This is a genomic window from Streptomyces sp. NPDC031225, from assembly GCF_055570355.1.
In genome coordinates, this window is the sequence record NZ_JBVIHJ010000007.1 from 60,255 (window position 1) to 83,997 (window position 23,743).

At 67.3% G+C, this 23,743-nt stretch carries 11 protein-coding genes and 1 pseudogene; 7 read left to right on the forward strand and 5 right to left on the reverse strand.

From position 1 onward, the window contains the following. Positions 1 to 111: 111 nt before the first annotated feature. Positions 112 to 1,692 carry a sodium:solute symporter family protein gene (locus tag ACZ48Z_RS13915; protein ID WP_468736060.1) on the forward strand — a complete coding sequence of 527 codons (1,581 nt, stop codon included), beginning with the start codon at positions 112 to 114 and terminating at the stop codon, positions 1,690 to 1,692. Positions 1,693 to 1,774: 82 nt separating this feature from the next. On the opposite strand, the gene ACZ48Z_RS13920 is transcribed toward ACZ48Z_RS13915, so the two are convergent. Then, positions 1,775 to 2,893, reverse strand: a complete 1,119-nt coding sequence (locus ACZ48Z_RS13920; RefSeq protein ID WP_389106714.1) for an ADP-ribosylglycohydrolase family protein — start codon at positions 2,891 to 2,893, stop codon at positions 1,775 to 1,777. 97 nt (positions 2,894 to 2,990) lie between these two features. Next, the gene (locus ACZ48Z_RS13925; RefSeq protein WP_468736334.1) at positions 2,991 to 3,815 is read right to left on the reverse strand and encodes an NAD(P)H-binding protein; all 825 of its coding nucleotides are present in this window, start codon (positions 3,813 to 3,815) and stop codon (positions 2,991 to 2,993) included. A 99-nt stretch (positions 3,816 to 3,914) separates the two neighbouring features. Between ACZ48Z_RS13925 and ACZ48Z_RS13930 the strand changes: the two genes are divergently transcribed. From ACZ48Z_RS13930 to ACZ48Z_RS13950, 5 genes and pseudogenes are all read left to right on the forward strand, one after another. Further along, entirely contained in the window at positions 3,915 to 4,292 is a 378-nt protein-coding gene (locus tag ACZ48Z_RS13930; RefSeq protein ID WP_468736061.1) for a winged helix-turn-helix transcriptional regulator, read from the forward strand. A 355-nt stretch (positions 4,293 to 4,647) separates the two neighbouring features. Beyond that, the gene (locus ACZ48Z_RS13935) at positions 4,648 to 8,343 is read left to right on the forward strand and encodes a laminin G domain-containing protein (protein ID WP_468736062.1); all 3,696 of its coding nucleotides are present in this window, start codon (positions 4,648 to 4,650) and stop codon (positions 8,341 to 8,343) included. 137 nt (positions 8,344 to 8,480) lie between these two features. Beyond that, on the forward strand, positions 8,481 to 15,287 hold the full coding sequence (locus ACZ48Z_RS13940) for a polymorphic toxin-type HINT domain-containing protein (RefSeq protein ID WP_468736335.1): 6,807 nt from the start codon (positions 8,481 to 8,483) through the stop codon (positions 15,285 to 15,287). Then, positions 15,259 to 15,618: a hypothetical protein gene (locus ACZ48Z_RS13945; protein WP_468736063.1), complete on the forward strand. Its 360-nt coding sequence runs from the start codon at positions 15,259 to 15,261 to the stop codon at positions 15,616 to 15,618. Before ACZ48Z_RS13940 ends, ACZ48Z_RS13945 begins: the two co-directional genes overlap by 29 nt. Positions 15,619 to 15,763: 145 nt before the next feature. Further along, positions 15,764 to 15,844: pseudogene (locus ACZ48Z_RS13950) on the forward strand (hypothetical protein); the annotation flags it as partial. Between the two features lie 1,028 nt (positions 15,845 to 16,872). Here the strand turns inward: ACZ48Z_RS13950 and ACZ48Z_RS13955 are convergent. Then, entirely contained in the window at positions 16,873 to 19,368 is a 2,496-nt protein-coding gene (locus ACZ48Z_RS13955; protein WP_468736064.1) for a tetratricopeptide repeat protein, read from the reverse strand. Between the two features lie 90 nt (positions 19,369 to 19,458). Here ACZ48Z_RS13955 and ACZ48Z_RS13960 point away from each other — a divergent pair, with 90 nt between their 5' ends. Beyond that, positions 19,459 to 19,965: a DUF2165 domain-containing protein gene (locus ACZ48Z_RS13960; protein ID WP_468736065.1), complete on the forward strand. Its 507-nt coding sequence runs from the start codon at positions 19,459 to 19,461 to the stop codon at positions 19,963 to 19,965. Positions 19,966 to 20,036: 71 nt separating this feature from the next. Here ACZ48Z_RS13960 and ACZ48Z_RS13965 read toward each other — a convergent pair whose 3' ends face one another. Continuing rightward, a complete protein-coding gene (locus tag ACZ48Z_RS13965; RefSeq protein WP_468736066.1) occupies positions 20,037 to 22,649 on the reverse strand; it encodes a bifunctional FO biosynthesis protein CofGH in 2,613 nt (870 codons plus the stop codon). A 58-nt stretch (positions 22,650 to 22,707) separates the two neighbouring features. Next, positions 22,708 to 23,550 (reverse strand): LLM class F420-dependent oxidoreductase, encoded by an 843-nt coding sequence (locus ACZ48Z_RS13970; protein WP_468736067.1) that lies wholly within the window; start codon positions 23,548 to 23,550, stop codon positions 22,708 to 22,710. Positions 23,551 to 23,743: the final 193 nt, after the last annotated feature.

Below are 23,743 nucleotides of genomic sequence, written 5' to 3' on the forward strand. Positions count from 1 at the left end.
CGCAGGCCATCATCTCGAATATCTTTACCTCCCTTTGACCTGACGCCAGCTTGTCGTGTCCACGCGGTGGCACCCACGATGAGCGCCGGGCTGATCCATGGGAGGGCGCATATGAACGGGCTCGACTGGGCCGTGCTCATCGGCTATTTCGGTGTGATGGTCGCGATCGGTATCTGGTCGCACAAGCGCGTCGACGACGTCAGCGACTTCTTCACGGCGGGCGGCAAGATGCCGTGGTGGCTGTCCGGCATCTCGCACCACATGTCGGGCTACAGCGCGGTGATGTTCACCGGGTACGCGGGCATCGCCTACACCTACGGCGTGACGTCCTTCGTGACGTGGTCCTTCCCCATCGCACTCGGTGTCGCCGTCGGCTCCAAGCTGTTCGCGCCGCGCATCAACCGGCTGCGCTCACGACTCCACGTGGCCTCACCGCTGGAGTACCTGAAGAACCGCTACGACCTGAAGACGCAGCAGGCGCTGGCCTGGTCCGGCATGCTGCTGAAGATCGTGGACGTGGGCGCCAAGTGGGCCGCGATCGCGACCCTGTTGTCGGTGTTCACCGGCATCTCGCTCAACCAGGGCATCCTCATCACCGGCTGCATCACGGCCGTCTACTGCACGATCGGCGGCCTGTGGGCCGACGCCCTCACGGAGTTGGGCCAGTTCGTCATCCAACTCCTCGCGGGCGTCGCGATGTTCATCGCCGTGATCCTGAAGCTCAACGACAAGGGCATCGGGTTCCTCGGCGCCTGGGACGAGCCCGCGCTCCAGGGCCACGGCGAGCCGCTGGTCGGCCCGTACGGAACGGTCTTCCTGCTCGCCTTCCTCTTCATCAAGCTCTTCGAGTACAACGGCGGCATGCTCAACCAGGCCCAGCGCTACATGGCCACCGCCAACGCGCACGAGGCCGAGCGCTCGGCCCGTCTCTCGGCGGTCCTGTGGCTGGTGTGGCCGGTCGTCCTGTTCTTCCCCATGTGGATGTCGCCGCTGCTGGTCCAGTCGCAGAAGCCGGACGGCTCCGACTCCTACGGCCTGATGACCGAACAGCTGCTGCCGCACGGCCTGTTGGGCCTCGTCATCGTCGGTTTCTTCTCGCACACCATGGCCATGTGCTCCTCCGACGCCAACGCGATCGCGGCGGTCTTCACCCGGGACTGCGCACCGGTGGTGTGGCGCAGGGCGCGCAGCTGGAGCCAGGGACAGGGGCTGCGGGCCGCCCGCATCACGACGGTCGCCTTCCTCGGTCTGTCGATGGCGGCGGCCACCCAGGTCAACTCCCCCACCTTCAAGGACATCATCACGGTGGTCATCAGGTGGGTCGCCGGTCTGATGGGCCCGATGGCCATCCCGATGATGCTGGGCCTGCTCCGCCCGTTCCGCCGCTCCGGCCCGACGGCCGCGCTCACCAGCTGGTCGATGGGTCTGCTCGCCTTCTGGCTGGTCAACTACCCGATCAGCTGGAACGTCGAGGGCGGGGTCCCGCTCCAGTACCAGGTCTCGATCCCGCTGGCGGTCTCGCTCGTCCTCTACATCCTGATCGGCTTCCTGAAGCCGGAGGACACCCCGGAACGTCTCGCGATCATCGAGAAGATCAACACGGACGGCGACGGGGAGGGGACGGCAGCCGCGGCGATCCCGACACCGGCGGGCGGTGTGGACGACGTGATCGGCACGGGAGTGAAGGACTGAGAGCCAGGACCAGGAGCCGGGACCAGGAGCCGGGACCAGGAGCCAGGATCAGGAGCCGGGACCGAGAGCCGGCTCCAGGGCCCTAGGCCCTCGGATACCTCGCGAGCCATCCCGGGGACGCCCCCACCGGGCCGTGCAGCGCCGGTCCCTGGGTCATCTCCATCGCGAAGTCGTCGGCGAGTTCCAGCAGGGTGGGACGGCCCTCCAGTTCGGCCAGCCAGGCCGGCGGGAGGGCCGTCTCCCCGTGCAGGGCACCCAGCAGACCGCCGGTGAGGGCGCCGGCCGCGGCGGAGGGGCCGTCGTGGTTCACGGCGAGGCACAGGCCGTGCCGTACGTCCTCCCCGACCAGCGCGCAGTACACGGCGGCGGACAGCAGCCCGTCCGCCGAACCGTCGGCCGCCAGTTCCTCCACCCGCGCCGGGGTGGGCATCCCCTGCCGTACGGCACCCAGCGCGTGCTGGAGCGCGTCGGACACGGGCTCGTGCCCGGGCCGCGCGGCGAGCAGCGCGAGCGCCCGCTGCACCGCCCCGTCCAGGCTGTCGCCGAGGGACAGCGCGTGCACGATCACGGCGTACGCGCCCGCCGACAGATAGGCGACGGGGTGCCCGTGGGTCTGCGCGGCACACTCCACCGCCAGCTGTACGACGAGCTGCGGCTCCCATCCGACGAGCAGCCCGAAGGGCGCGGACCGGGCCGTGGCCTCGGGGCCGAGTTCGGCGGGGTTCTTGGGCGACTCCAGGGTGCCCATGGTGTCGTCGCCGAACCCGAGGAGCAGGGACCGGGTCGGGTCGCGGCGGGCGTACAGCCACTCCTCCCGGGCCAGCCACCCGTCGTCCTTGCGGCGTTCGTCGGGCCCCCAGTCCCGCTGCGTGGCGGCCCACCGCAGATACGCCTTGTGCAGGTCGGTGGGCGGATGCCAGGCACCGGTGTCCCGTCGCACCTGGGCCCGTATCAGCCCGTCCACGCTGAAGAGGGTGAGCTGGGTAAGATGACTGACGGCACCGCGTCTGCCGTACCCGAACCCGAGGTCGACGAGCCCCTCGGCGCCGTACGCCTCGCGGATCTCGTCCAGTCCGAGCCCGTCTATCGGCGCGCCCAGAGCGTCGCCCACGGCCACCCCGAGGAGGGTGCCTCGCACCCGGCTGCGGAAGTCCTGCTGCTCGGCCCGCCCCCAGACGACGGCCCCGGTTGTCGCACCCACTCTGACCTCCCCGCGGCGACCGTCCGTATGTACGACGCCCTGCACTGTAATCGACGGGAGGTGGGAGGTTCAGGGGGCGTGTGGGTATGCGCCGCTTCTACCGAAAGGCGGCCGCGTTGCGGACCGCCCACTCGGCGAAGGAGCGGGGCGGACGGCCGAGGAGCCGCTCCACGTCCGGGCGCGGGCGCAGCAGCCCGTCGGACGGGGCACCGAGCATGGCGAGGGTGGCGTCCGCGACCGGCTCCGGCATGAACCGCACCATCTCCGCCCTGGCCTCGTCCCGCGTCTGCTCCACGAATCGCACGGGCTCGCCCAGCGCGTCCCCGATCGCGGCGGCCTGCTGACGGGGGGACACCGGGGCGGGCCCGGTCAGTTCGTAGACCTGCCCGACGTGGGAGGCGTCCCGCAGGACGACGGCGGCGACCTCGGCGATGTCGTCCGGGTCGACGGTCGGCAGCGCGACGTCCCCGAACGGTGCCGCCACCGTCCGCCCGGCACGCACCGCGCCGGCCCACTGGAGCGTGTTGGAGTGGAAGCCGCCGGGCCGCAGCATGGTCCACCCGAGACCCGACTGCCGTACGGCGTCCTCCGGTTCGGAGGGATGGTCACCGCTGCCGACTCCCAGCGAGGACAGCAGCACCACGCGCCGCACACCCCCGGCGCGGACGACCTCGAGAACCTGTCCGAGGTCACCTCCGGCGGCCATGAAGTCGCCGGAGGTCAGGAGGAAGATTGTTTCGGCCCCGTCGAGGGCGGGCTTGAGGGTCTGGGGCGCGGAGAGGTCGGCCTGGTGATGCCGGACCCCCGCTGGTTGTTCGTCGGGGCTCCGCCGGGAGACGGCCGTCACCTGCTCCCCCGCCGTAAGGAGCGCCTTCACCAGCGGCCGCCCGACGTTACCCGTAGCACCGGTCACCACGATCATTCTGTTCCCCGATCCGGAGGCTTCTGTGGACACACGGCGACGCTACTATCGAGAAGTCAGTAGGTACCTAGAGGAAAGTATTGGACGAAGGGCACCGATGTGACCGAGACCACACCCCAGAACGCCTGCCCGATCGCCCCCGTCGTCGACATCGTCTTCAGCCGCTGGACGACACCGGTCCTCTGGGCCCTTCACGAGTACGGCCTCCAGCGCTTCGTGGAACTGCAACGCCGGATCGGCACGATCACCCCGAAGGTCCTCACCCAACGCCTCCGCCAGCTCGAACGCGACGGCCTGGTCCACCGCACGTACCACGCGGAGGTCCCGCCCAGGGTCGAGTACGAGATCACCGAACTCGGCCGCAGCCTGGCCCCGTTGTTCGCGACGCTGGCGCAGTGGTCGCCGAACCTGGAGAGGGTCGAGGAGGCCCGGCGGGCCTATGACACGAGGGACGGGAACGGCGGCCGGTCGGCGTGACGTCGGTCGGGCATACCGCCCACCCACCGTCGGGGAAATCTTGCGTTTCCACCCTGATCGGCTGATCAAATTGGACGGCAACAACGTCTCGAAAACCTCTCATTCCCGATCTTGACATCAAAGAGTTCACCCGGGAAGAGACGGTTTAATTGACCTATTTTGCCTTCGATGACGAAATTTTCCACGCCGATCAATTAGCGAATTTCCAGCCAAACCCCTTTGCTTGACACTTGCCCGTTCATGACTTCTCATTTGCTCACTTGTGAGAAGCGCGTGAAGAAGGGGTGGGGCAGTGGGGGACGGGGGACTGAGTGGGCCGAGTGACGCCAGACGGCGGCGGGGACGACTGATCTCGTTGACGGCGCTTGCCGTCCTGGCGACGACACCGAATCTGAATCCGGTGCTGACGACTGTGTCAGCAACCGCAGTTGAGCGCGGCGCACTCTCGGACACCGAGCAGGCGCAACTGGACGCCAAGGAGTCCGGGGAGCCGGTCGAGGTGGTTGCCGAACGGACCGAGCGCGAGACCGTCTTCGCCAATCCCGACGGAGAAACGTTCACGTTGGACAAGTCGATTGTCCCAGTGAGAGTGGAGAAGCCCGGGGGCGGGTGGGCGGAACCGGACGCGACGCTGGTGAAGCGCTCGGACGGGTCCGTGGGGCCAAAAGCGGCCGCGGTCGACCTGTCGTTCTCATCCGGCGGTGACGGCAAAGGCCTCGTGACGATCGGTGAGGACGGCCAGTCGGTCACCTTGGGGTGGCCAGGACCACTGCCCGAGCCGCGTCTTGAGGGACAGCGGGCCGTCTACGAGGACGTGCTACCGGACGTGAACCTGATCCTGACGGCCACAGCGGAAGGCTTCAGGCAGGTCCTGGAAGTCGAGACCCTGGACGCGGCCAAGGATCCCGAGCTGGCCTCGCTCGATTACTCGATGGTTGTCTCCCGTCTGCACGTCCGTGAGGGCGCGGCCGGCAGCATGGAAGCGACGGATGGCAACGGCCAGGTCGTGTTCCGCTCACCGTCAGCACGAATGTGGAACTCCGCCGGTGGCCAATCGCCCACCGCAGTGAGAGATGGAATCAGCCCGCAGACGGGACCAGTGGCGCCGATTCAGGCTTCTTCCGACGCGGAAGAACGCCCCGCTGGTCCGATCGACGAAGGCGATCCGCTCATGGGCCCCGGCATGGGGGACGAAGCAGCGGTCATGGACGTCGATGTCACCGCTTCCTCGGTGGTCGTCACCCCGGACACCGGCTTGATCGCCAGTACCACCGCAGCCGAACTCCCGCTCTACATCGACCCTTCCGTTGATCTGGGCGAGTCCGAGCGCACCGTTCTGTCCTCCGACGGTGACGTGTTCTACAACTTCTCCGGCGGCGACAACGGGATGAGCGTGGGCCGCTGCGGCTCGGCGGTGATCGGCGGGTACGTCTACTCCTGCACTACCGGCAGCGCGTACACCAACCGCATGTACTTCGAGTTCGCTCCGGGGAAGCTGAAGGGCAAGCACGTGCTGTCCGCGCAGTTCGAGATCACCGAGACCTGGTCGTTCTCGTGCGACCCGCGCTGGGTGGACCTGGAACGCACCAACGGCATCTCCTCATCCTCCAAGTGGCCTGGCCCCCGGGGGCCGAAGTCCGACAACTCCTGGGACCAGATGAGCGACCGGAATGTGTCCGCAGGCCGCGGCGGGAATTGCACCCCTTCACAACCGCGAGCACCCATTATCTTCAAGGACAACACCAAGGAAGAGCCGGACGAGAATCTGACCCCGACCGTCAAGGCGTTTGCGGACGGCAAGTTCTCCACCCTCACCCTGATGTTGATGGCGAAGGACGAGTCGGACCCGATCGCGTGGAAGCGGTTCGACGACGACGCGACGATTCAGGTTACTTACGTCGGCAAGCCCGCAACCCCGACCGCGTACGGGCTGGACACCGGAACGGCTGAGATCTGCTCCAGCGACTCTGCGCCCACGATGTGGACGGACCCGACGCCGAGCCTCACAGCCACGGCACAGACGGCATCGGGTGGAGAGGCCGACCAGTCACTGCGGGTGTACTTCGACGTGGACGTGCAGAATGCCGACGGCACCTGGTCGGATGCCAAGGAGCCGACCTCCGGTTCGGAGAGTCCGTCCCCCGCGGGCTACACGCGGGACGGGGTTGCCCAGAACAAGATCTGGGACGCCACGCTGGCGGACAAAAAGCAGTATCGCTACCGGGCCGCGACCAGCACCTACTACAACAAGGGTGCCTCCAAGCTGAGCAGCGACTGGACGCATTACTGCTACTTCACTGTGGACAGCACGGCACCCAAGCCGCCGACCATCACATTCGATTCCGTCTACAGTCCGTGTCTGCCGGGTTCTTGCACCGTTGCGGGTAAGCCGAATGTCGCGGGAAAGGTCACGTTCGGGCCGACGTCGGGTGACGTGAACGCCGCCTACCGGTACAAGCTGTCTACAGACAGCACGTGGCGTGCCTGGCAGAGCGGAGCAACGCGCACTGAGTCGATCATCCCGGTCGACTCCGGCACCATTACTTTGACCGTTCAGGCGCGGGACGCGGCCAACCGGCCCGGCGGTGAGAACGCCGTCCGTTTCCTGGTCGGTGAGAGCGATGGCCCGATCGGTTGGTGGACGTTCAACGAGGCGTCCGGCGACGCCGTGGACGTCTCCACTTCCGCTGCGGTCTACCGTGACGACGCGACGATCAGTGCCGGTACACGCGTGAACACCGGCCGTCGCGGAGTCGTCACCGAGAACGGGGCAACAGGCGAGGACAAGGCGCTGAACCTGGGCGGCCAGGGCTACGCCGCCACGCCCGGGAAACTGCTGGAGACCCAGGCGTCGTACACCGTGGCCGCATGGGTGCGGCTCGCGGCCACCGGGACCACGCAGACCGTGCTGGGCCAGAACGGTGTCACCAGCAGCCCCTTCTTCCTCGGATACTGTGCGGGAACCAACCGCTGGTGCCTGCGTCTGGCGGACGCCGACACCTCCACGACGGCGCTGGACAACCAGCGCGTCGACTCTCTGGAAGCACCGCAGACCAAGGTGTGGACCCACCTTGCGGCCGTCGTCGACCCGAGTGCCGGCGGGAAGTCCCTCACGCTGTACGTCAACGGCATCAAGCAGGGCACTGACGCCATTACCACAGGCGGTTGGTCGGCCGATGGCGCCCTCCAGATCGGCCGGGTGAAGTCGAAGGGGGCCTTCGCCGAGTACTTCACCGGCGACATCGACGAGGTGAAGGTATGGCAGGAGGTCAAGAACGAGGGGCAACTCGCGAAGGAGGCGAGTCTCAAGGACGCCGACAACAAGGCGCTCATGGAACTGGTGGCCCACTACGCCCCTGACGGCGCCGATGGCACGTCCCTGTCAGACCTGAGCGGGTACGGCAACACGCTCAGCCTGTCCTCCGGTGCTTCGTTGGACGGTGAGGCACTCGTCCTCGACGGCACGGGGGCGGCGACCCTCTCCCGCCCTGTCGTCGCCGACACCGGCTCGTTCACCGCGGCGACGAAGGTGGCTGTCTCAACGAAGGATTTGCTCGGCAAGCCCGACGGCTATCGGGCTCAGGTGCTCGGACAGCGGACGGCGAACGGCTCGTCCTGGAGCCTTTGGGTGGAGAAGACCGGAATGGTCTCCGAACCGGTGGTCGATGGCGAGGGCAACCCGGTCTACGACGACGAGGGCAATCCGGTCACCAAAGCCGAGCCGACGGCCCGCTGGCATTTCGGGCGCCTGACGACGGACGGCTCTGGCACATCCGTGTCCAGCAAGGAAGATGCCGTTCTGAACTCCGAGGTGGGTCTCGTGGGGGCCTACGACGCGCAGACGCGCACCATCACCCTCTACGTCGGGAGTGATCCCCAGAGTCCTCCCCAGGCCTACACGGCCTCGGTCGGCAGCGGTGAGTTCGCCGCGGGCAAGGGTTGGACGAACAGTGCCTGGAGTCACTACTTGTCCGGCCGGATCACCGATATCCGGTTGTGGGCGGGCGCGGTGAAGGACGTCGACCAGGTGGAGACCGTCGTCGGTTTCTGATCCTGCGTTCTCCGTCTTGCTCCCACCACGCGCACCGGCCGTCTCTTTCCCATGGAGTGCTTGCTGTGTCCTCTGCTCTGTTCCGTGTCCGTCTTCGTGGCCGGCGCACGGCGCTGACCGTGCTGCTCGCCGCCGTCATGTCGGTACCGGCGCCTCTCACCCCGCTTGCTGTGGCTGCCGAGTTGCCGGGCCGACCGGATGTACCCCAGGTCAAGCCCACCCGGGTGGTGGAGGTGACCTCACCCAAGGCCGCAGCGGCTCGCAGCATGGTGGCTCGGCAACGAAAGGCCAACCAGAGCCTGTTCGACTCGGCGCGTGCTGAGCGCCGCAGCACCTGGCCCAAGCCCTCCACGACCGAGCAGTCGCTGTCCGGCGCCGGGAAAGACGATGCCGTCGTCACAGTGGGGTCTGTCAAAGCTGCTGGCGCGTCGGGGCGAGCGAGTGCCAAGGGTGACGCCGAGGTCGTCGTTCTGGACCAGAAGACGGCCCGCCAGGCCGGGGTGACGGGCGTGCTGTTCACGGTCGAGGCGCAAAGGGCTGGGGAGGCTCAGGTCACCGTCGACTACAGCTCCTTTGCCTCTGCCGTCGGCGGGAACTGGTCCTCACGCATAGGTCTGGTCACCCTGCCGGCCTGTGCACTGACCACGCCCAGCAAGAAGGACTGCCGTACCCCCGAAGAGGAGTTGGCCTCCGCCAACAACGTGAAGGCCAAGACCCTCACGGCCCGCCTTCCGATCTCCGGCACGTCGCAGCACGCGCCCACGGTCATGGCCGTCATGGCGACGACGGCGGCCGAGTCCGCCACGGGAGCCGGGGACTTCAAGGCGAGCCCGCTGGCGGCGTCCTCGACCTGGCAGGCGGGCAACTCCTCCGGCTCGTTCACGTGGTCGTACCCGATCACCACCCCGCCGGCGGCTGCGGGGCCTTCTCCGTCCTTGGCGTTGTCGTACGATTCCGGCCGCACTGACGGACGGACCGCGAACACCAACAACCAGGGATCCCTGATCGGTGAGGGCTTCGACATCACCTCGTCGTACATCGAGCGCACCTACGGCTCGTGCGAAGACGACGGGCAGACCGACAAGAGCGATCTGTGCTGGAAGTACGACAACGCCTCACTCGTGCTGAACGGGCAGGCCACCGAACTCGTCAAGGACGACACCGACACCAAGGACGAGTGGCATCTCAAGGACGACGACGCCTCCAAGGTGGTCCGGCGCAAGGGCGCGGACAACAACGACGAGGACGGCGAGTACTGGGAGCTCACCACCAGCAACGGAACCATATACACCTTCGGCCTGAACAAGCTGCCCGGTGCCGGCACCGAGCGGACGAAGTCGACGTGGACCGTCCCCGTCTTCGGTGACGACAAGGAAGAACCGGGCTACGACAAGGGCAGCGAGTTCAAGGCCCGCTCCCAGGTCCAGGCATGGCGCTGGAACCTGGACCTGGTTCAGGACGTCCACGGCAACGCCTCCACGTACTGGTACACCGCGGAGGACAACCACTACGCCAAGAACGGCGACAAAGCGGCACCGAAGCCCTACACGCGCGGCGGATACCTCGACGAGATCCGCTACGGCCAGCGTGCCGACACACTGTTCACCGCACCGGCCTCGGACAAGGTCGCCTTCTCCTACAAGGAGCGGTGCTTCGCCACCAGTTGCTCGTCCCTGACCGCCGACACCGCCGACGACTGGCCGGACGTCCCCTTCGACACCATCTGCTCAGCGAGTGAAACCGACTGCCAGGCCACCGGACCGACGTTCTTCACCCGCAAGCGCCTGACGGCCATCGACACCTACTACTGGTCCCGGGCGGCAGAGCCGGACGCCTTCATGCCGGTCGACTCCTACGCTCTGGGCCAGGAGTTCTGGGACGGGCATGACATCGACAACAGCTCCGACCAGTCCCTCAGTCTCATCTCGCTGACCCGCACCGGCAAGGACGGCACCGCCGTACCGACGCTGCCGATCGAGTTCACCTACCAGCAGCGGCCCAACCGGGTGGCCGGAGGCACCCAGCCGGGTGGCGGCAGCATCCTGCCTCTGACCCGTCCCCGTATCGGCACGATCACGACCGAGACCGGCGCGATCACCTCCGTGACCTTCTCGGAACCCGAGTGCGTCCGCGGCAGCAACATGCCGACAGAGGAAGACGACAACAGTCTGTCCTGCTACCCGGTCTACTGGGCGATCAACGGCGGCGACACCCAGCTGGACTGGTTCCACAAGTACCGGGTCACCTCCATCACCACCAACGACCCTGCCGCGGGCAACCCGGGCACCCAGCTCTCCTACGACTACTCCAGCCCTGCCTGGCACTACAACGACGATCCGTTCACCAAGGACAAAGAACGTACCTGGTCGGTCTGGCGGGGGTACCAGAAGGTCACCTCCTACACCGGCGACCCTGGTACCACCCGCTCGAAGAACGTGAAGCTGTTCATGCAGGGGATGAACGGCGACAAGCGCAAGAACGGGCCCAGCCGCACTGCGACGGTCAAGGGCATTGACCTGAGCAACGACGCCGCGGTGACCACGGACGACCTCGACGTCGCCGACGTAACCGACGACGACCGCTACTCCGGTCGGCTGCGCCAGGAAATCGCGTACAACGGCACCACCGCGATCACCGCCACTGTCCACGACTTCTGGGCGCAGCAGACGGCCACCCAGAAGAAGTCGTATGCGGACATCACCGCGCACTTCGTCCGAACGGCTCGCACCTCCAGCCACATCTATCTGACGGCAGCGAAGAAGTGGCGCTCCACCGGTGTTTCGTACACATATGACACCAAGTACGGCATGACGACGAAGGTCGAGGACGAGGGCGACCGGGCCGTCTCCGATGACGAGACCTGCACCCGTACCTGGTACGCCCGCAACGACACTAAGGGCCTGACCGACCTGGTCTCACGTACCCGTACCGTTGCCAAGTCCTGCGCGAAGACGGACGACGCTCTCAGTCTGCCCGTCAACGCCGACAGCCGCGGTGACGTCCTGTCCGACGCCGCCGTCGTCTACGACACCGCCGGCGCAACCGGATGGACGGCCGGCCAGACCCCCACACTTGGCCTGCCGACCTGGACCGGCCGGGCCAAGGCCTACCCGGCTGCGTCCGATACCAGCGACCGCAATCCTCCGGCCGCCACTGGCTGGCAGACCGTCACCACCACCACCTACGACACCGCCGCCGCGAAACTGGGCCGCTCCCTCACCACCACGGACGCCAAGGGCCGTACCACCACGACCGCCTATTACCCGGCAGCCGCAGGCCCGCTGGCCACGCAGGTCGTCACCGCGCCCAAGCTCGCCTCCAACGGTCAGGCCCATCAGACGAGCACCAGCTACAACCCGTCCCGTGGCACGGTCAACTACACGCAGGACGCCAACCTCAAGCGCACCGAGCACAGCTACGACGCCCTCGGCCGCCTCACCGCGACCTGGCTGCCCGGCCGTTCCAAGACCGCCGACACACCCAGCGCCAAATTCGGCTACAGCATCGCCCGGAACAAGGCGCCCTGGTCGTCCGTGGCCACGCTCAAAGCGAACGGCACCACGTACGACACCACATTCACCCTCTTCGACTCGCAGCTGCGTGCCCTGCAGGTCCAGTCACCCTCAGCCCTCGGCGGCCGCGTACTGACCGACACCCGCTACAACAGCCGAGGCCTGGCCTACGAGACCTACGCCGACATCTACGACAGCGCCAACAGCCCCAGCGGCACCTACGCACAAGCGCCGTACGGAGGCGGAGCCCAGACCCAGACCCAGTTCGACGGCGCCGCTCGACCCACCACGGAGACCTTCCTCGTCGACGGCGTGAAGAAGTGGGAGACCACCACGTCGTACACCGGCGACTCGACCGCCACCTCCGCCCCCGCCGGCGGCAACGCCACCCGGACCATCACCGACTCCCTCGGCCGCACCACCGAAACCCGTACCTACGCGGGCACGCAGCCCAACGACACCGCCTACGGCTCCACTTCCGGCACGACCTACACAAGCGTCCGCCATACCCCGACCCGAGACGGCAAGCCCAGCACCGTCACCGGACCCGACAACGCAACCTGGTCCTACACGTACGACCTGTTCGGCCGCACGGTGAAGACCGTGGACCCGGACAAGGGCACCACGATCACCAGGTATACGGAGCTGGACCAGGTCGACAGCACCACGGACGACGAGGACCGCACGCTCCTCTACTCCTATGACGAACTCGGCCGCAAGACCGGTCTGTGGCACACCAGCCGAACCGACGCCAACAGGCTTTCCGCATGGACCTACGACACCGTCCTCAAGGGGCAGCCCACCGCGTCCATCCGGTACGACGACGGCGACACGTACATTAAAGAAGTCACGGCGTACGACAACCGCTACCGGCCGACTGCCACCAGCCTCACCCTGCCGTCCGACGACCCTCTGGTGAAGTCCGGGGCGGTGCTGAATCCGGTCACCTCTGAGACGGGCTACTTCGTGGACGGCTCGGTCTCGAGCTTCAAGGAGCCCGCCGCCGCCGGTCTCCCCTCCGAATCGCTCACTAACGTCTACAACAGTGCTGGCCTGCAGACCGGACTGTCCGGCAAATCCAGCTATCTGCTGGCCGCTGACTACACGGCGCTCGGTCAGGTCGGCCAACTCCAGCTGGGAACCTCCGACATCGAAGGCGTCAAGCGAGTCTTCCTCACCAACACCTACGAGAAGGGCACGCGTCGCCTGCTGAAGGCCGCAGCCGACGACCAGACCCGGGGTCCTGTCCAGGACCTCACGTACACCTACGATCTCGCCGGCAACGTCACGGGCATCTCCGACAGCGCTGACATCGGAACCGGCGCGGACACCCAGTGCTTCACCTACGACACATACGGCCGTCTCAGCGAAGCCTGGACTCCCAAAACAGCCGACTGCGCTACCTCTGGCCGCACCACGACGAATCTCGGCGGCCCGGCCCCTTACTGGACCAGCTACACCTACACCGCTTCCGGCCAGCGCAAGACCGAGAAAAAGAACACAGCCACCCCAGTCACCAGCACGTACTGCTACGACTCCGCCCGCACCCACGCACTGACCGCCACCACCACCACGGGCTCCTGCACCGGAGTCGCCAAGCAGTACACCTACGACGACACCGGCAGCACGAAGACACGCGTCAAGAACGCTGGGTCCACCACCGCGCAGACCCTGGCCTGGAACCCGGAAGGCAGACTCAGCCGCCTGACCGACGACGCGTCAGCCACGTCCACCAACTACCTCTACGACGCGGACGGCGGGTTGCTCATCCGACGCGACAACGCCTCCAGCGGTGAGACCGTCCTCTACCTCGGCAACACAGAGGTCCACCTCAAGACCGGCAAGAAATGGGCCAACCGCTACTACCAGGCAGCCGGCGCCACCATCGCCCTGCGCACCAACGAGTCCGGCGCCGAGAAGCTGAGCTTCCTCGGCGGTGACCAGCACGGCACCAGCACCATCTCCGTTACCAGCGACACCAACCAGGCCCTGACCAAGCGCTACAGCACGCCCTTCGGCGCGGCCCGCGGTGCGACGACCGGCGTATGGCCCGACGACAAGGGCTTCTTGGGCATGAGCGCCGATGCCGGCACTGGCCTTACTCATGTCGGAGCACGCGAGTACGACCCCAGCACGGGGCAATTCATCAGCATCGACCCCCTGCTCCAACTCGACCTGCATCAGACGCTGAACGGCTACAGCTACGGCATGCAGAATCCAGTCACCCACTCCGACCCAAGCGGGCTGAGCATCGCGTGCGGGGCGGGCAACGGGTTCGACATTCCGTGCCCCAAGAACGACAGCAACGGTGACGGTGTCACCAACCCTGGCTACAGCAACACCAACGCCAAGGACAGGGACACCGAGGTCACCTGGAGGGACGAGGGGCAGACGAATACGGACGTGAACGGAGACGGGTACATCACCCTGCTCCCCGGCGTCCACATACCTGCCGAGTGGCACGGGACAGCAGAATTCGCCAGTCTCTTCTACGCGCGACTGAACGAACTGTCCTACTACGGTCTCGACTTCTACCTGGAATACCCGGATGAACTACTTGCCCAGGCCGACATAAGCACAGCACTAATAGAATCATGCGACAAAACCGGATGCCCATCGGAAAAGAGATTTTTCTTCAACTTCTTCGCCGACAAAGTCGTCACAGGAATCAGCGAGGGTGAAAAATCGAGCGGTTCTTCCGGACTCGGACGGCTTCCCTCCGCCAAAAAGAAGAGCGGGGGCTGCCAATGCTTCCTCGCCGGGACGGACGTCCTCATGGCGGACGGCACGACGAAGGACATCGAGGACGTCAGGGTCGGCGACGAAGTATGGGCCACGGACCCTGAGACCGGCGAAACCAAGGCCGGCGAAGTCACGCGTCTCATTCGCCCCGAGAACGACAAGAAGTTCAACGAACTTTCCATCGCAACAGACCAGGGCGTCGAAAAGCTCACCGCGACCTACGAACACCCCTTCTGGTCACCGTCGGAACAGCGCTGGATCGAGGCCCACGAGCTCACAGCCGGCATGGCCCTCCTTACGGACGACCGCCGAACTGCGATCGTCACGGACAACAGATCATTCGACCATCACGCCAGGACGTACAACCTCACGATCGAGGGGTTGCACACGTACTATGTGTTGGCTGGTAACACGCCCGTCCTCGTCCACAACGCGGGTTGCGATGAATGGGCCGCGAAATTTACAGCCAAGAACGGTGGAGAAATCAAAACCTTTACTGGCCCTGATGGCACGGATTGGCCGTTGGGGCCGTATAAGCCAGGCGGAAAGGAGGTTGACGAAACCTGGTTCCATCACACCGTGGTAGTCAGAGACGGAAAGGTGTTTGATCAATGGCATCCCGATGGCATCGACAGTGAAGAATTCAAGGGATTGTGGACCTATGGAGATGATATCGATTTCGGATTCTGAGGGCGATCGCACCATGCTTGAATTCCTTTCCAAGTTCAAGAGGTATCACGGCGTCTATGTGATGCAAAGAACCTACGAAGGGACCTGCGCCTTCCTGGATGGGTATGAGAAGGGGGCGGGGTGTCGGGTGCTAAGGGAGTTCCATGGGTGGCTGGTCGCTCGCGGGAAGGGGCGACCTGAGCTGTATTGGCCACTGCTCGTCCTGTGTGAAATTTATAAGGACGGTGCGTTGCCGGATATCCGCTACTTCACTCCGGAGGAAGATGACCGAGCCGTTTCGGTACTGTTCGCCCTGCTTGACGAATTCGCCGAATCCCGCCGCCGTCGATAATCTCCGTGGGGTGTTCGTCCGAGTCGCTTGCTGAATGAGGGGATGTGGGAGTAGACGCTGGCGGTGACGCCTCTGAGCGATGGCTTGGAGCGAGTAAAACGGACGGCGCCGCCTCCATGTCCGTGACTACACCGGTCAAATCGTCACCTTCAATCTGACGGTTCAGGACCTGCACACTTACTATGTGCTGGCGGGGGCCACGCCTGTTCTCGTCCACAATTCCAGCTACCCTGTGCCAATTCCGAAGGGGCGCTGGGGGCCACATATGGGATCGGCATGTTGTTCGTGGCGGCAAATTACCCAACAAGAGCAAGTTCTTGACAACGAGCCAAGCGAAGATCCAGAAAATGATCAATCGCGCACTCGATGGCCAGACCGGCGACGGGGCGTACCATTAAGAGCTCCCGAATCCGATCGGACGGAACGGAGCTGGAGATGATCAGTACTATATTCGGGTTCTGGTTCGTGATCAAAAACTAATCACGGCCTTCCCATCCGAGGGGCCCGAGTGGCGCGCGCCTGTGACATCGGGCTCTCAATCAAGGAGGTGTTGTGGGTGTAGATGTGGCCCTCGTGCGCGTGGGGCAACGAGGGGGTAGCACGAGGCGGCGGACGACTCAGGTGGACGCTGCCCTCGATCTTCACGACAAATTCGCTCGCCTTTGCGGATCGAGCGTGCTCCCTATGCTGAGTCGAGTGGATCCCTACGGGACTCTGATCTTGAGTTCGAGCGAGATGGATCAATTCATCTCGGAAATCGAGGTCGAATTCTTGCGAGTCGTAGATCCTGCAGTGAAGGAGTTCCTGGAAAACGCACTCAGACTGGCTCATGATTGTCGCGAAAAAGATGAAATACAGTTGCGTCTAGATGGAGATTGAAACCCCATAGGGAACGTGCTGCCGATGAACGCGAGATCAGCACGCCCGTCTTTTTCCGAGCAGCAGATATCGGTGTTCGACGGCACCGCAGGCGACGTTGCTGAAGGCGGCGCAATGGTACAGCGAGGCAACCATTTTGCGGACATGGAATCGGAGTCCGGCCGCTGGAGCGGAGGCAGTTTGCGAAGGCACGGGCGGGTCGGCGTCAGGGATTTCGTTCGCAGTGCGGTTCTTGTAGCTGACGATGTGCCGGTTCGAGGCGGGGGCATGGACGGGTATTCAAAGGCTTGGGTGGCGTCTCCTTTCCCATTCCTGAGCTGGAGAATTTGCGGAACGGGTCGTGATCCTGGTGCACCCGAGCAATGGGGCTGAGGATTATCCGGCAAGCCCCCGCACCCGCTCCCGCACCGCGCGTGCCGCCCCGTCGTGCGGGCTCAGTTCGCAGGCGCGGTCCGCGTCGGCGAGGGCCAGGTCGATGGCGGCTCGGGCGAGGTGGGTTTCGGCTCGGCGGCACAGGGCCCAGGTGTAGGCGGGGTTGAGGTCGAGGGCGCGGTTCAGGGCTGTCAGGGCCTCTTCGTGGTGGCCCAGTTGCAGCAGGGCGGCGCCTCGGCTCGCGTGGGCCGAGGCGTAGTCGGGGGCGAGAGCGAGTACATGGTCGTAGTCGCGCAGGGCCTCCTCTACGCGGCCGGCGTTGCGGAGCGCGTCGCCGCGTTCGCAGCGGCCCCAGGGCCAGTCGGGCTGGAGGGTCACGGCGCGGTCCAGGTCGGCCAGCCGCCGGACGGGGTCGCCGAGACCGCGCCACACACGGGCGCGGCGGACCAGCGCCCAGACGTAGTCGGGGTTGAGGTCCAGCGACCGGTCCAAGTCCGCTCGGGCGGCGTCGAGTTCACCCCGGGTCAGGTGGAGGGCGCCCCGGGAGGCCCAGGCGAAGTGGTGGGCCGGGTCCAGTGCGATGCCCCGGTCCAGGTCCCGGAGCGCTTCGTCGGCGTGGTCGAGGGCCCGGTGGTACTCACCGCGCACCGAGTGGGCGGAGGCGCTGTCCGGCTCCAGCGCGAGGGCGCGGTCGAGGTCGTCGACCGCCGCCTCGTAGTCACCGAGTTCGCCCCGGACGTAGGCGCGGCCCCGGTAGGCGCGCGCGAGCCCGGCGTCCAGCGCCAGGGCCCGGTCGTACTCGCGCAGTGCCTCCTCCAGCGCGCCGACGCGCCGCAGCGCGCTGCCCCGTATCACCCGGGCGCGCGCCTGGGCCGGTTCGTCGAGGCCCGTCCCGGTCAGGAGTCGGGCGAGCGCCGCGATCGTGCCGCCCTCGTCGAGCGCCCGGGACAGGTCGCTCCCCCACCGCGACACCGTCTCCGCGTCGCCGTCCCGGCCCGCGTCCAGCAGGGTCCGTGCCCAGCGGGCGGCCGTGACGTCGTCCGTGTCGCAGGCTTCCGTGAAGTCCCGCAGCACCACGGGCAGTGCGGCGGGTGCCTGGGCGCACAGCAGGTGGTAGGACTCGGCGAGCCGCAGCTCCCGCCACCTCTCGTCCGCCCACAACTCCCGCTTGGCGCGCCCGGCTTCGCACTCCGTGCGCCACTCGCCGAACGTCTCGGCCAGGCGCAGGTGTTGGCGGACCCATCCGCGCGGGGACCTCCCCCGCAGCGTCCGCAGCATCGCCTCGCGCACCAGGTCGTGGTAGCGGATCCGGTCGCCGCGGTCGACCACGAACGGCAGAGCCCGCAGCCAGGCGAAGAGCGCGTCGGTCTCGTCGTCCGGGCACTCCACGGCCTCCCGGAACACGTCCATGTCCAGGTGGCGGGGCAGGGAACAGGCGAGGGCCGCGGATCGCCGTACGGGATCCTGTTCCCACTTCAGGAAGCGTTCCACGGCGGTGGCGCTGGGGTCGCCGACGTCGTCGGGGTCGGCGGGGCGCTGCTCGGCGAGGGTGGAGACCAGCACCGGCAGGCCGCCCGTGAGGCGCAGGACCTCCTCGACGACGGGCTCGGAGACGACTCCCTTGCCTGCCAGCAGCCCCCGGGCCTCGGCCTCCGTGAACGGCCCGAGCGGTACGTCCGTCATGAAGTCGGCGAAGGCTCCCCAGCGGGTGGTGTCGAAGGGGCGCTGTCCTGCCGTGACCACGACGACGGTCGCGGGGAGGGTGCCGTGCCGGTCGCCGGTCATCACCTCGTGCAGCCAGTCGTCGAGGAAGGGTCCGGTCCGCTCGTACGTGTCGAAGAACAGGACGATCCAGGGTGCCGCGGCCGCCGCGTCGGTGAGTTCGTCCAGCAGCACGGGGGTGAGTGCCCGCTCCGGATACATGACCAGCTGAACGTCGTCCTGGCTGCGGAAGCGCGCACTGAGTGCCGCCCTCAACCTGTCGGCCGCCTGCGCCAGTTGGGCAGCGTCCAGGACTCCCGCGACCGCTCCCACCCCCGGTACCATCCCCAGCCCGGCCAGCCCTGCCCGCGCCGCGACCATGCTGCCCGCCGACGGCCCCTCCGGCTCCGTTTCGAGGGCGGTGACGGCAGCCGCCTCCGCCTCGTGCCGGCGTTCCCGATGGGCGGCGAGAAGTCGGTCCAGCTCCTTGAAACGGCAGCCCTGGAGGGCGAGTTGGTGGCTGATCGCCGCCATGGCCTCCGGCACGCTGCCGACGCTCTCGTCGACGTAGGCCGTCAACGCCCCCTTCTCCCGGGCGATGTGGTCGAGTTCGCGCACCAGGAACGTCTTGCCGACCCCGGCGTTGCCGTGCACATGGAAGAGGAAACGGTGCCGCTCGTCCTCCGGCGGCAGGTCGAAGTTCGTGCGGAACGCGGCCCGTTCGTCACCCCGCCCCACGAACCCGGCCCGCCTGCGCTGCCGGATCAGCTCCTGCATCGACGGTCGCGCCTGCGCCATTTCCGTCCGTCCCTTCGTCCTGGCCGTACGCCACCATTCTGGTGCAGCCGATCTGGATCACACCGCCCCACGCGGGGGAAGATGGCCTCCATGGCATCGACACCCCCACGCACCACACGCAGCGCACTTCACCTCACCGCCACCCTTCTCACCGCGAGTGTCGCGCTGTACATCGCGCTCGTCGCGTTCGGGAACATCACGGACTTCGGGACGAACCAGGCGTTCGTGCAGCACGTTCTCGCAATGGATACGACGTTCAAGGACGACGATCTGATGTGGAGAGCCATCACCAGCAAGGGACTTCAGAACACGGCGTACGTCGTGATCATCGTCTGGGAGACGCTAGCGGCGCTCGTGCTGATCTACGGCACGTGGCTGTGGGTGCGGCGGGACGACGCCGCGGCCCGGCGGTTCTCCACCTACGGCCTGCTCATGCTCATGCTGCTGTTCGGCGCCGGGTTCATCGCGATCGGCGGCGAGTGGTTCTCCATGTGGCAGTCGGACACCTGGAACGGCCTCGACGCGGCGCTTCGCGTCTTCGTGCTGAGCGGGGTCGTGCTGCTGGTGGTCAACCTGCGGGACCGCAGCGCCGACTGACCGCCGGTCCGTCGCCGTCGCCGGGGTCCGGTCTCACCGGGCCCCGGCCGCGATCGCCGAAGACCCCGCTCTCAGTCCAGCACCGGCAGCAGTTCCGGCAGATGCCCGTCCGACACGGCCGCCGCCTGCTGCCGTTCCTCCGGCACCTCGCCGTAGAGAGTCGTGCGGGGACGTGCGGGACGGCCCGCCGCCTCCGCGACCGCGATCAGGTCCTTCACCGACTTGTACGAGCCGTACGACGAACCCGCCATCCGCGAGATCGTCTCCTCCATCAGCGTGCCGCCGAGGTCGTTGGCGCCGGAACGGAGCATCTCCGCCGCGCCCTCGGTGCCCAGCTTCACCCAACTGGTCTGGATGTTGGGGATGTAGGGGTGCAGGAGCAGCCTCGCCATCGCCACGACCGCCCTGTTGTCCCGCATCGACGGGCCCGGGCGGGCGATGCCGGCCAGGTACACCGGGGCGTTGGTGTGGATGAAGGGGAGGGTCACGAACTCCGTGAAGCCGCCGGTGCGTTGCTGGATGCCGGCCAGTGTGCGCAAGTGGCCCAGCCAGTGACGTGGCTGATCCACATGGCCGTACATCATCGTCGACGAGGAGCGCAGGCCGACCTCGTGCGCGGTCTCGACGACCTCGATCCAGGTCGCGGTGGGCAGCTTGCCCTTGGTCAGCACCCAGCGGACCTCGTCGTCGAGGATCTCGGCGGCCGTGCCCGGTATGGAGTCCAGGCCGGCCTCCTTGGCCGTGGTCAGCCACTCGCGGATGGACATGCCGGTCCGGGTCGCCCCGTTGACGACCTCCATCGGCGAGAAGGCGTGCACATGCATCCCCGGGACCCGCTCCTTCACCGCTTTCGCGATGTCGAAGTACGCCGTCCCCGGCAGGTCCGGATGGATGCCGCCCTGCATGCAGACCTCCACCGCGCCCACCTCCCAGGCCTGTTGGGCCCGGTCGGCCACCTGGTCCAGGGACAGGGTGTAGGCGTCCGCGTCGGTCCGGCGCTGCGCGAACGCGCAGAAACGGCAGCCGGTGTAGCAGACGTTGGTGAAGTTGATGTTGCGGGTCACGATGTACGTCACGTCGTCGCCGACCACCGACTTGCGCACGTCGTCCGCGATCCGGGTCAGCGCGTCCAGGGCGGGCCCGTCCGCGTGCAGCAGGGCGAGGGCCTCTTCGTCGGTCAGCCGCGTCGGATCGTCGGCGGCGACCCGCAGCGCCTGCCGTACGTCCGTGTCGATGCGCTCCGGCACCATGCCGGGGGCGGCCGCCTCGCGCAGGGCGCCCCAGTCGCCGTAGACCTCGTCGAAGTCGTCGCGGCGGTCGGACGTACGGCCCTCGGTGTCGATCGTGGCGTGCAGATCCGTGCGCCCGGACGGGACGAAGACCTCCTCCGGCTCCTGCCACGGCAGCCCCACAGGGAGGGCGTCGGGGCGCGCGAGGCCGGTGTCCGGGTCGGCCAGCGCGGCCACGTGCGGTCGCAGCCGGGGGTCCAGCCAGGGCTCGCCGCGCTGCACGAACTCGGGGTACACACAGAGCCGTTCGCGCAGTTCGAAACCGGCGGCCGCGGAGCGCTCGGTGAGCTCCTCGATCTGCGGCCAGGGGCGCTCGGGGTTGACGTGGTCGATGGTGAGCGGCGAGACACCGCCCCAGTCGTCGATGCCCGCCCCGATCAGCCGTTCGTACTCGTTGTCGACGAGGTTGGGCGGGGCCTGGATGTTGGCGGCCGGGCCCATGACGAGACGGGCGACGGCCACCGCGGCGACGAGTTCGTCCAGTTCCGCGTCCGGCATGCCGCGCATCGCGGTGTCCGGCTTGGCGCGGAAGTTCTGGATGATCAGTTCCTGGATGCTGTGGTACGCCCGCGCTGTGCGCCGGAGCGCGAAGAGGGACTCGGCGCGCTCCTCGTACGTCTCCCCGATCCCGATCAGGATGCCGGAGGTGAAGGGGACCGAGGAGCGGCCCGCGTCCTCCAGCACCCGCAGACGCACGGCGGGCTCCTTGTCCGGTGAGCCGTGGTGCGGCCCGCCGGGCTCCGACCAGAGCCTCTCGGCCGTCGTCTCCAGCATCATGCCCATGCTGGGCGCCACCGGCTTCAGCCGCTGGAAGTCCGTCCAGGAGAGCACGCCCGGGTTGAGGTGGGGCAGCAGGCCCGTCTCCTCCAGGATGCGGATGGAGATCGCACGGACGTAGGCGAGGGTGTCGTCGTAGCCGTGCGCGTCCAGCCACTCCCTGGCCTCCGGCCAGCGGTCCTCGGGCTTGTCGCCGAGGGTGATCAGGGCTTCCTTGCAGCCGAGGGCCGCGCCCTTGCGCGCGATGTCCAGGACCTCGTCGGGGGACATGAACATGCCGTGGCCGGCCCGGCGGAGCTTGCCGGGCACGGTCACGAAGGTGCAGTAGTGGCACTTGTCCCGGCACAGCCTGGTCAGGGGGATGAAGACGCTCTTCGAGTACGTGATGACGCCGGGGCGGCCCGCCTGCGCGAGGCCGGCGTCCCGCACCCGGGCGGCGGACGCGGTGAGGTCGTCCAGGGCCGCACCGCGGGCCTGGAGGAGTACCGCGGTCTCGGAGACGTCGAGGGCGACACCGTCCCGGGCCCGTTTGAGGGCACGACGCATGGAGTTCTCGGTGGGGCCGGTACCGCCGGGGCGGTCGGTGGGGCCGGTTCCGGAAGTCGCGGAAGTCGTCATCCTTCGAGCATACGAGCGGTGTGATCAGGTCAGAGGGGCCGACCGGAGGTGGGTGACGTCACACACCACTCACACCGCCCTGGACATAACGGTCATAATCATCCAGCGCCTTGAACGTCTCCTCCTCCCCCGCCGACGGCAGCTGCAGCACGACCTCCTCGATGCCGAGCTCGGCGTAGTGGGCGAGCTTGCCGGGAGTGGGCAGGACGGCGTACGGGACGACCTGGAGGGCGGCCGGGTCGCGGCCCGCGTCGGACCAGGCGGCGCGCAGCACGGGCAGGGACTCGGTCAGGCCGCGGCCGCCGATGGGCAGCCAGCCGTCGGCGTACTCGCAGATGTGGGAGAACAGCTTCGGTCCGGCGGCACCGCCCACCAGGGTCCGCTTCTGCACGGGCTTGGGGTGGGCGTGACTGGCCCGCACGCTCCCGAACTCCCCCGCGTAGGCGGTCGGTTCGTCCGCCCAGAGCGCCTGCATGAGGGCCATCCGGTCCCGGACGAGTTCGCGCCGACTGCGCCACTCGACGCCGTGGTCGGCGGCCTCCTCGACGTTCCACCCGAAGCCGAGCCCGAGCGTGAACCGCCCGCCGCTGAGGTGGTCGAGGGTCGCGATCTGCTTGGCGAGGTCGATCGGGTCGTGCTGGGCGACCAGCGTGATTCCGGTACCGAGGCCGAGCCGCTCGGTGACGGCGGCGGCCTGGCCGAGCGCGACGAAGGGGTCGAGGGTACGGCCGTACTCGCGCGGCAGCTGCCCACCCGCCGGATACGGCGTGACCCGCTCGACGGGGATGTGGGTGTGCTCGGGCAGGTACAGCCCGGCGAAGCCCCGCGCCTCCAGCTCACGGGCGAGCCGGGTCGGGGTGATGGTCTCGTCGGTGAGGAAGATCGTCACGGAGATGCGCATGACCGCATCTCTACCGGGTCGACGCGGGGATGTCCATACCGACTGGTCGGCATCTTTGAGGTCGTTTTGGGCGGGCGGGGCGGGTGGGCTGGGTGGGCCTGGTGGGCCGTCTGTCGGACGAGGCCGACGCGGGGGCGATGCGGGGTCGGCCGCCGGACGGGGTTGCCGGTGGCCTGTCGGGGCTGCCGGTGGC